Genomic DNA, 8,117 nt, shown 5'->3' with positions numbered 1-8,117 from the left:
CTCACAATACAAATGAACTGTATCTACAGAGACTAGGCAAACGAGAGGATCATGGGCACCAGTCAAACCACTACCTGATCCCGCCACAAGCGGAAGGATGTCAACCATGGAACGTACACTCAGTTCCGAACTGTTCTTCGAAGACAAAGCTGTAAACACCCAGGCTTCCCTGCCTCTGCGCGTTATTGCCAACCTGATGTTGTGGCAGCGCCGCATCTCCAGCCGCCATCAACTGGCTCGTCTGGACTCGCGCCTGCTGGCCGACGCCGGTATCAGCGAAGCACAACGCTACGAAGAGCTGAGCAAGCCGTTCTGGCGCTAAGCAGCGTCGCTGGCTCTGGTCGTCAGACCCACCGCCAGCAACCCGAATTGCACAAGCAGAACCCGTCGTGGGCAACCACGACGGGTTCTGTCGTTTCAGGGGCCTTGAATGCTCTAAAACGCATATATGAACGAGTACAGGTACAATTTACGAAATACTCGAATATACCGGTACAGTCATCCAGAACCTTTGAAGTATCACTGGCCACCACTGGGCGAACCGCATCTGGCAGCCTAATATCCATGCAGAACGTGGCGAACGTTGCGCAACAGGCGTCTGACTCCTCAGATACCGAGCCACCTCTCACTACGGTTTATCCAAAGGAGTTCCATCATGACCCGTCTTCGCCTGCTCAGTGCCGCCGCCCTGCTGGCCGTGACTGCCAACGCCAGCGCTACCAGCTTCATCGTCACCACCGACTCGATCGTCGGCGCGCTGAAAGCCTCTTCCGACGCCACTTCCGATGTGACCTCCTCGTTCCGTGACGACAAGATCGTCCTCGCCGCCCGCGACGATGCCGCCAGCTTCGTGGCCAGCGAAGGCGATATCCGTGGAGTGAAGCTGGAAAGCGCGCTCGATCACATCCGCCATCAGGCGCCACAACTCAATGCCACCGATGCCCAATTGGCTCAGGCCATTCTGACCCTCTGATCGATTGCCACAATGCGGGACACGCCAGCCGTGTCCCGATGTTTCAACGCTGGCTCTGGCCCGGGCATTTGCGCTAGCCTTCAGGCTCGTTAACAGTTGTCGAGTCCCATGCGCTCTCTTCCAAACCTGCTCATCTCTTCTGCCTTGTTCAGCGCCTGCTGGGCGATGTCTGCCAATGCCTTCGATGCTTTCAATGCGTCGACCCAAGGCACGGTGGTCAGCGGTTACGCGACCAGCATGGTGTCTTCTGCACCGTTCGACCGTAAACTGCTGCTCGCCGCCCATGATGACGCCGCCGCCTTCGTTGCCAGTAACGGTGAATGGCGTGGCGCACGGCTGGAATCGGCGCTGCATTACCTGCGCAAAACCCGGCCAAAACTTCATGCCAGCGACCTTGAACTGGCAGAGGCAATTCTCGTCCAATAGTTATCCTTGTCCTTCCGGAGTCGTTCCATGCGTAGCCCGCTGATTGCTGCCGCCCTTGGCCTGTTTGTGTTGGCCGATGTGGCCCAGGCGCACACCCTGGTAGCCACCAGTAACATCATCGTTCGTGCCTCCCAGCGCACCATCGATTTCACCTCCGATACCACCACCTCGATCCGCGACTCGAAAATCATCCGCGAAGCTCACGACGACGCCGCCAGTTTCGTCGCCAGCAACGGTGACATCCGTGGCGCGCACCTCGAAGCTGCTCTCAACACCTTGCGTACTCGTGTGCCGGAAGCGCGCGACGCCAGTGATCAGGTACTCGCCGAAGCCATCCTCGCGCTGTGAGGTCCGTTGGCGCCTGGCTACTGGCCGGGGCGTTGTTGCTGCTTGGCAACAGCGCTCACGCCGGCCTGCAATTGCGGCTCAAGACCGAGGGTCTGAGCCCGGCTCAACAACAGGCCAGTCAGGCACTGATCGATGAGGCCATGGCGAAACTGCCGCCGAGCTTCATCGAGCGGCTGGATCGGCGCATCGACGTCGGCTGGACCGACGAAATGCCTGCCAACGCTTATGGACAAGCGACGCTGGTGTCCGAGCTTGATCTGAATCGCAAGCTGCTCGCTGGCCTCACCGATGGCACCGCGGCGAAAGAGAAAACCAATCGCCCCCACGGCACTGTGCGGCAGGAACTGCTGGCCACGGTGCTGCACGAAATCACTCATATCTACGACCGCGCGCGGTTATGGCCAAGCGCCGAACGCACGGTGATCCATCGCTGCACCCGGCGTTTCAACAGCGCCGGGCTGATTGGCATTCCCGATGAGTGTCGCGGGCAGAACGGTCGCCGCTTCACCATCAGCGACGATCCGCGCCTGCTCGATCTGGCCGGTTGGCAGCAATACGTCGGCCGCCGTGGCGAGCGCGAACAACACAACCGCCAGATCGCCCGCAGCCCGGACCTTTACGAAGTCTCCAGCCCCAAGGAATTCGTCGCGGTCAACATGGAGTACTTCCTCCTCGACCCGAGCTACGCCTGCCGCCGCCCGGCGCTGTATCGCTACTACAAGGAACATTTCGGCTGGGCGCCGCCAGCGCAGGACACCTGCAGCAAGAGCTTCGCCTTTCTCAATGCGGGCAATGACTTCGCCAAGCAGCCTCTGGGGCAAGTCGATCCGGAACGGGTCTACGCGGTCGATTACCTGCTGGCCGAGGCCAATCAGAACTGGGTCAGCCGCTGGGGTCACAGCATGCTGCGCCTGGTGATCTGCGCCCCCGGTCGCCCGCGTGGCCCGGATTGCCGCCTCGACCTCGACCAGCACCTGGTGCTGTCCTATCGCGCCTTCGTTGGCGATGTACAGCTGTCGAGCTGGGACGGACTGGTCGGCAAATACCCGTCGCGGCTGTTCGTGTTGCCGCTGGCGCAAGTGATCGACGAATACACCAAGACCGAGCTGCGCAGCCTCGCTTCGGTGCCGCTGAAGCTGTCTCGCGAGGAAATCGAAGGCGTCGTCGAACATGCCGCCGAGATGCACTGGAGTTACGACGGCAACTACTTCTTCCTGTCCAACAACTGCGCGGTAGAGGGTTTGAAACTGTTGCGCAGCGGCAGCAATAACAGCCAACTGGTCGGCCTCGACAGCATCATGCCCAACGGCTTGCTGGAAGTGCTCAAGGGCCGTGGTCTGGCCGACACCAGTGTGCTCGACGATCCGAAAGAAGCGCTGCGTCTGGGTTACCGCTTCGACTCGTTCCGCGATCGCTATCAAGCGATGTTCGATGTATTGAAGAAGCAACTGCCAATCAAGCAGACCACTGTCGAAGACTGGCTGTCACTCAGCGCTGAACAACGCCGCGAATGGTTCGACCGCGCCGACCTGCGCACCAGTGCCGCGCTGTTGCTGCTCGAGCAGGCGAGTTTCCGCCGGCAGTTGTTGCTGGCCCAGGACGAGGTCAAGCAACGCTACCTCGGCGCCCGCGAGCTGGAAAACGGCGGCATGGACAAGGCCAACGCGACCTTACAGCAGATCCTCGCCAACAGTGGCTTCCTCAGCCGCCCGGCGGAACTGCTCGACTCCAAGGGTTACGGACTGCCCCAGCCGAGCGAGTTCGGCCGACTGGAAGCGGAAAGCAGCCAGCGGCAGAAGAAGCTGCTGGCGCTGTCCGGCGACCTCGATACTGAAGTGCGCAAGCTGCTCGAACCCAAGCGCGCCGCCGAGATTGCCGCCAGCGAGGCCAACGTGAAGCAGATTGGCGAGCATTTGCGCAAACTGCACAAGGCTTCGGGCGGACTGCAATTACCCTGAGCACAAAAAAAGGCTTCAGAACGCCTGTTCTGAAGCCTTTTTGTTTTCCCCTGCGGCTTTAGACGCGAGCCTTGCGCACGCCTTGGGACAGCGCCGAACACAGACTCAACACGCCATCGATAGCCTGCTCAGGCGTATCGGCACTGGCGATGTGATCGATCAACGCCGAGCCCACCACCACACCGTCAGCCAGACGCGCGATGGCCGCAGCCTGCTCCGGCGTACGGATACCGAAACCGATGCTGATCGGCAGGTCGGTATGCCGACGCAGACGTGCAACCGCCTCTTCCACATGCTCCAGAGTCGCGGCACCGGCACCGGTGACACCGGCCACCGACACGTAATAGACAAAACCGGAACTGCCGTTGAGCACACGCGGCAGACGTGCGTCGTCGGTGGTCGGCGTGGTCAGGCGGATGAAGTCGAGGCCAGCAGCCTGCGCCGGGTCGCACAGCTCTTCGTTGTGCTCTGGTGGCATATCAACCACGATCAGGCCGTCAACGCCAGCCTCTTTGGCTTCGGCGATGAAACGCTCGACGCCGAATTTGTGAATCGGGTTGAAATAGCCCATCAACACCAGCGGCGTGTCGCTATTGCCTTCACGGAATTCGCGAACCATTTGCAGGGTTTTCGCCAGATTCTGTTTGGCGCCCAGGGCGCGAATGTTGGCCAACTGAATCGCCGGGCCATCGGCCATCGGATCGGTGAACGGCATGCCCAGTTCGATCACGTCGGCACCTGCGGCAGGCAGGCCTTTGAGGATTGCCAGCGAAGTGTCGTAGTCAGGATCACCAGCGGTGACGAAGGTCACCAGCGCCGCGCGATTTTGTTGCTTGAGGTCGGCAAAGCGGGTTTGCAGGCGGCTCATCAGTGTTTCTCCTGCTGCGACTGTTGCATATGGTGCATTACGGTTTGCATGTCCTTGTCACCACGGCCCGAGAGGTTGACCACCATCAGGTGATCCTTTGGCAGCTGCGGTGCGCGTTTGAACACTTCAGCCAGGGCGTGAGCGCTTTCCAGCGCAGGGATAATTCCTTCCAGACGGCAGCATTTGTGGAACGCTTCTAGAGCTTCGTCGTCGGTTACCGAGGTGTACTGGACGCGGCCGATGTCATGCAACCAGGCGTGTTCAGGGCCGATGCCGGGGTAATCGAGGCCGGCGGAAATCGAGTGGGCGTCGATGATCTGGCCATCGTCGTCCTGCAGCAGGAAGGTGCGGTTGCCGTGCAGCACGCCCGGCACGCCGCCGTTCAGGCTGGCCGCGTGCTTGCCGGTTTCGATGCCATAACCCGCTGCTTCGACACCGATGATCTCAACGCTCTTGTCATCGAGGAACGGGTGGAACAGGCCCATGGCGTTGGACCCGCCACCGATGCACGCCACCAGACTGTCCGGCAGACGACCTTCCTGAGCCTGCAACTGATCGCGGGTTTCCTTGCCGATGACCGCCTGGAAGTCGCGAACCATTGCTGGATAAGGGTGCGGGCCGGCCACGGTGCCGATCAGGTAGAAGGTGTTGTCGACGTTGGTCACCCAGTCACGCAGGGCTTCGTTCATCGCGTCTTTCAGGGTGCCGGTGCCGGCCACGACCGGAATGACTTCAGCGCCGAGCAGCTTCATGCGGAAGACGTTGGCCTGCTGACGTTCGATGTCGGTGGTGCCCATGTAGATCACGCAGTCCAGCCCGAAACGCGCAGCGACGGTGGCAGTAGCCACGCCGTGCATGCCGGCGCCGGTTTCGGCGATGATGCGCTTCTTGCCCATGCGCCGCGCCAGAAGAATCTGGCCGATGCAGTTGTTGATCTTGTGCGCGCCGGTGTGGTTCAGCTCTTCACGCTTGAGGTAGATCTTCGCGCCGCCGCAGAACTCGGTCAGGCGTTCGGCGAAATACAGCGGGCTCGGACGTCCGACGTAGTCACGCTGGAAGTAGGCCAATTCTTCCTTGAAGGCCGGATCTTCCTTGGCCGCTTCGTATTCGCGGGCCAGGTCGAGGATCAACGGCATCAGGGTTTCCGCTACATAACGGCCACCGAACGCACCGAACAGGCCGTTGGCGTCAGGGCCGTTACGCAGATCAGAGGTGTTCGAAGTCTGGGTCATGGGTCGCTCCAGGTGAATTCGGTGAGAAGACAATGACGACCACTCTACCCCTGACTTTCCAGGCTGAAAACCGATAAGATCGCCACAACCTGTCAGGAAAACTCACAGATACCATGAGCCATGACCTTCCCCCGCTGAATGCCTTGCGCGCCTTCGAGGCCACCGCCCGTCTGAACAGCGTCAGTCAGGCTGCCGAACAGCTGCACGTGACCCATGGTGCTGTCAGCCGCCAGCTCAAGGTGCTTGAAGAACAGCTCGGCGTGAGCCTGTTCGTCAAGGAAGGGCGCGGCTTGAAACTCACAGATGCCGGCGTGCGTCTGCGCGATGCCAGCGCTGAGGCGTTCGATCGGTTGCGCAGTGTTTGCGCCGAACTGACGCAAAGCACAGCGGATGCGCCGTTCGTGCTGGGTTGTTCGGGGAGCCTGCTGGCGCGCTGGTTTATTCCGCGCCTGGGGCGGCTGAATGCCGATTTGCCGGATCTGCGTCTGCACCTGTCGGCCGGTGAAGGCGATCTCGATCCCCGGCGCCCGGGCCTCGATGCGCTGTTGCTGTTCGCCGAACCACCGTGGCCGGCCGATATGCAGGTCTATGAACTGGCGGCGGAACGCATCGGCCCGGTGATGAGCCCGTTGTTCAGCGGTTATCAGAACCTGCACGACGCTCCTGCCGCAAAATTGCTCGACCAGCCCTTGCTGCACACCACCTCTCGCCCACAAGCTTGGCCCAGCTGGGCGCAGCAAAACCACCTCGATCCCAAGATGTTGAAGCTCGGGCAAGGTTTTGAGCATTTGTATTATTTGCTGGAGGCAGCGGTAGCTGGGCTTGGCGTAGCGATCGCGCCGGAGCCGCTGGTGACCGAAGATCTGAAGGCGGGTCGCCTGATTGCGCCGTGGGGCTTCTGCGAAACCCCGGCGCAACTGGCGTTGTGGCTACCCAAGCGCGCCGCAGACGGACGCGCCCGGCAACTGGCGCAATGGCTCAAGAACGAGCTGCGCCAGACTGATCACTCACCGCGCTTGAACAAAAAGTAGGCGGCGAGCAGACCGATTGCACCGACAGCCACGCCGGCTGTGGTCCATGGGTGTTCCTGCGCGTAGTCACGAGTGGCGATGCCGGTCTCGCGGGTTTTCACTTTGACTTCTTCGTACGCGTCGCTGAGCAGATGACGGGAATGTTTCAGCGCACTTTCGGCATTGCTTTTCAGCGCCTTGAGGGTCTTGCGCGACTCGTCCGAAGCATCGTCTTTCAAGCTTTCCAACGATTTGAGCAGACTCTCGATCTCGGCTTCCATGCTTTGCAACGAGGCTTTACGTAAAGAGGTGTTGGCCATGGTGGCTCTCCTGCATTGGTGATGAGTGGCGTGTGTTGGTTGGGACTTCAGCATGTCGAGAAAGTGCAGAAATTCTGAACTTCGGCAGCGCAGCGGCGCCGAAATCATCAGTGCAATTGCCTGCTAGGCTCAATTTCACACGCCATTCCAACCCAAGGAGAACGCCATGAGTGACCATCACACGTACAAGAAAGTCGAGCTGGTCGGCTCGTCCACTAACAGCATCGAAGACGCCATCAACAATGCACTGGCCGAGGCCAACAAAACCCTGCGCAATCTGGAATGGTTTGAAGTGACCGAAACCCGTGGCCACATCGAAAACGGCCAGGTGGCGCACTTTCAGGTCACGCTGAAAGTCGGCTTCAAGATTGCCGCCAGCTGAGTTTGAGCTAGTCTTCTGAACTTGCGCGCTGGCCGAGTGCCATAGGGAATGGCAAAGCGCTACAAGGTGAGCGCATCGGGTGGATGACTCGATGCCCGCCTCTTTCAATCCGACCAGGGAGTGCGACCGATGAAGAAGTTCATGTTGGCAGTAGGTTTGTTGAGCCTTGCGGGTGGTGCGTTTGCAGCCGGCAAGCCATGTGAAGAGCTGAAAAGCGAAATCGCCGCGAAGCTCGACGCCAAAGGCGTTTCCGGTTATTCGCTGGAAGTTGTCGACAAGGGTGCGGCGGCTGATGGCGACGTCGTCGGCAGTTGCGAAGGCGGCAGCAAGGACATCGTCTACAAACGCGGTTGATTGCGCCTGAAGTAAAAAAGCCGACGTGGATGCGTCGGCTTTTTTGTGGACGATGATTTTCCGGGTAGGAGCTGCGGCACGCTGCGATCTCTTGATCTTGATTTCAAATCAAGATCAAGAGATCGCAGCCTCGTTTTACTCGACAGCTCCTACAAGGGTTCGCGTTATCCCTTCATGACTTGCGCAAGCAGTTCGTAGGAATGGATGCGATCGGCGTGTTCGTAAAGATCACTGGTGAAAATCAGC

Annotated in this window: 11 protein-coding genes; 8 read left to right on the top strand and 3 right to left on the bottom strand. The window is 60.0% G+C overall.

The features are described 5' to 3' along the window. The first annotated feature begins 106 nt into the window (after positions 1-106). The 5 genes from D6877_RS12600 (at position 107) to D6877_RS12580 (ending at position 3,705) form a co-directional block, all read left to right on the top strand. The gene (locus D6877_RS12600) at positions 107-322 is read left to right on the top strand and encodes a DUF1127 domain-containing protein (protein WP_007911656.1); all 216 of its coding nucleotides are present in this window, start codon (positions 107-109) and stop codon (positions 320-322) included. 333 nt (positions 323-655) lie between these two features. Beyond that, positions 656-973: a DUF2388 domain-containing protein gene (locus tag D6877_RS12595; protein WP_130910990.1), complete on the top strand. Its 318-nt coding sequence runs from the start codon at positions 656-658 to the stop codon at positions 971-973. A gap of 108 nt (positions 974-1,081) precedes the next feature. Further along, positions 1,082-1,399, top strand: coding sequence for a DUF2388 domain-containing protein (locus D6877_RS12590; RefSeq protein WP_130910989.1), 318 nt, complete (start codon positions 1,082-1,084; stop codon positions 1,397-1,399). Positions 1,400-1,426: 27 nt separating this feature from the next. Then, a complete protein-coding gene (locus D6877_RS12585) occupies positions 1,427-1,747 on the top strand; it encodes a DUF2388 domain-containing protein (protein WP_039757071.1) in 321 nt (106 codons plus the stop codon). After that, positions 1,744-3,705 (top strand): DUF4105 domain-containing protein, encoded by a 1,962-nt coding sequence (locus D6877_RS12580; protein WP_130910988.1) that lies wholly within the window; start codon positions 1,744-1,746, stop codon positions 3,703-3,705. The genes D6877_RS12585 and D6877_RS12580 overlap by 4 nt, the downstream gene beginning before the upstream one ends. Before the next feature lie 58 nt (positions 3,706-3,763). Here the strand turns inward: D6877_RS12580 and trpA are convergent, their stop codons facing one another. Then, a complete protein-coding gene (gene trpA / locus D6877_RS12575) occupies positions 3,764-4,573 on the bottom strand; it encodes a tryptophan synthase subunit alpha (protein ID WP_024015029.1) in 810 nt (269 codons plus the stop codon). Further along, positions 4,573-5,805 (bottom strand): tryptophan synthase subunit beta, encoded by a 1,233-nt coding sequence (gene trpB / locus D6877_RS12570; RefSeq protein ID WP_130910987.1) that lies wholly within the window; start codon positions 5,803-5,805, stop codon positions 4,573-4,575. Before trpB ends, trpA begins: the two co-directional genes overlap by 1 nt. A gap of 113 nt (positions 5,806-5,918) precedes the next feature. Between trpB and D6877_RS12565 the strand changes: the two genes are divergently transcribed. Continuing rightward, complete coding sequence (locus D6877_RS12565; protein WP_130910986.1) at positions 5,919-6,836, top strand: LysR family transcriptional regulator; 918 nt, start codon at positions 5,919-5,921, stop codon at positions 6,834-6,836. Here the strand turns inward: D6877_RS12565 and D6877_RS12560 are convergent. After that, complete coding sequence (locus D6877_RS12560; RefSeq protein WP_039757078.1) at positions 6,809-7,135, bottom strand: DUF883 family protein; 327 nt, start codon at positions 7,133-7,135, stop codon at positions 6,809-6,811. The two genes, D6877_RS12565 and D6877_RS12560, sit on opposite strands and share 28 nt — an antisense overlap. 166 nt (positions 7,136-7,301) lie before the next feature. Between D6877_RS12560 and D6877_RS12555 the strand changes: the two genes are divergently transcribed. Both D6877_RS12555 and D6877_RS12550 read left to right on the top strand, forming a co-directional pair. Continuing rightward, positions 7,302-7,517 (top strand): dodecin, encoded by a 216-nt coding sequence (locus tag D6877_RS12555; RefSeq protein ID WP_130910985.1) that lies wholly within the window; start codon positions 7,302-7,304, stop codon positions 7,515-7,517. Positions 7,518-7,646: 129 nt separating this feature from the next. Further along, positions 7,647-7,871, top strand: a complete 225-nt coding sequence (locus tag D6877_RS12550) for a DUF1161 domain-containing protein (RefSeq protein ID WP_071173980.1) — start codon at positions 7,647-7,649, stop codon at positions 7,869-7,871. The last annotated feature ends 246 nt before the right edge of the window (positions 7,872-8,117 follow it).

The organism is Pseudomonas sp. Sample_9 (genome assembly GCF_004307535.1).
Taxonomy (GTDB): Bacteria; Pseudomonadota; Gammaproteobacteria; order Pseudomonadales; family Pseudomonadaceae; genus Aquipseudomonas; species Aquipseudomonas mercuritolerans.
The sequence above is the reverse complement of the archived record's forward strand: the minus strand, read 5'-3'. Positions and strand labels throughout refer to the sequence as shown.

Bases quoted from the DNA above. Each gene is read 5' to 3' on its own strand.
- D6877_RS12600 (WP_007911656.1), top strand. From the start codon at position 107: ATGGAACGTACACTCAGTTCCGAACTGTTCTTCGAAGACAAAGCTGTA.
- D6877_RS12595 (WP_130910990.1), top strand. From the start codon at position 656: ATGACCCGTCTTCGCCTGCTCAGTGCCGCCGCCCTGCTGGCCGTGACT.
- D6877_RS12590 (WP_130910989.1), top strand. From the start codon at position 1,082: ATGCGCTCTCTTCCAAACCTGCTCATCTCTTCTGCCTTGTTCAGCGCC.
- D6877_RS12585 (WP_039757071.1), top strand. From the start codon at position 1,427: ATGCGTAGCCCGCTGATTGCTGCCGCCCTTGGCCTGTTTGTGTTGGCC.
- trpA (WP_024015029.1), bottom strand. From the start codon at position 4,573: ATGAGCCGCCTGCAAACCCGCTTTGCCGACCTCAAGCAACAAAATCGC.
- trpB (WP_130910987.1), bottom strand. From the start codon at position 5,805: ATGACCCAGACTTCGAACACCTCTGATCTGCGTAACGGCCCTGACGCC.
- D6877_RS12565 (WP_130910986.1), top strand. From the start codon at position 5,919: ATGAGCCATGACCTTCCCCCGCTGAATGCCTTGCGCGCCTTCGAGGCC.
- D6877_RS12560 (WP_039757078.1), bottom strand. From the start codon at position 7,135: ATGGCCAACACCTCTTTACGTAAAGCCTCGTTGCAAAGCATGGAAGCC.
- D6877_RS12555 (WP_130910985.1), top strand. From the start codon at position 7,302: ATGAGTGACCATCACACGTACAAGAAAGTCGAGCTGGTCGGCTCGTCC.
- D6877_RS12550 (WP_071173980.1), top strand. From the start codon at position 7,647: ATGAAGAAGTTCATGTTGGCAGTAGGTTTGTTGAGCCTTGCGGGTGGT.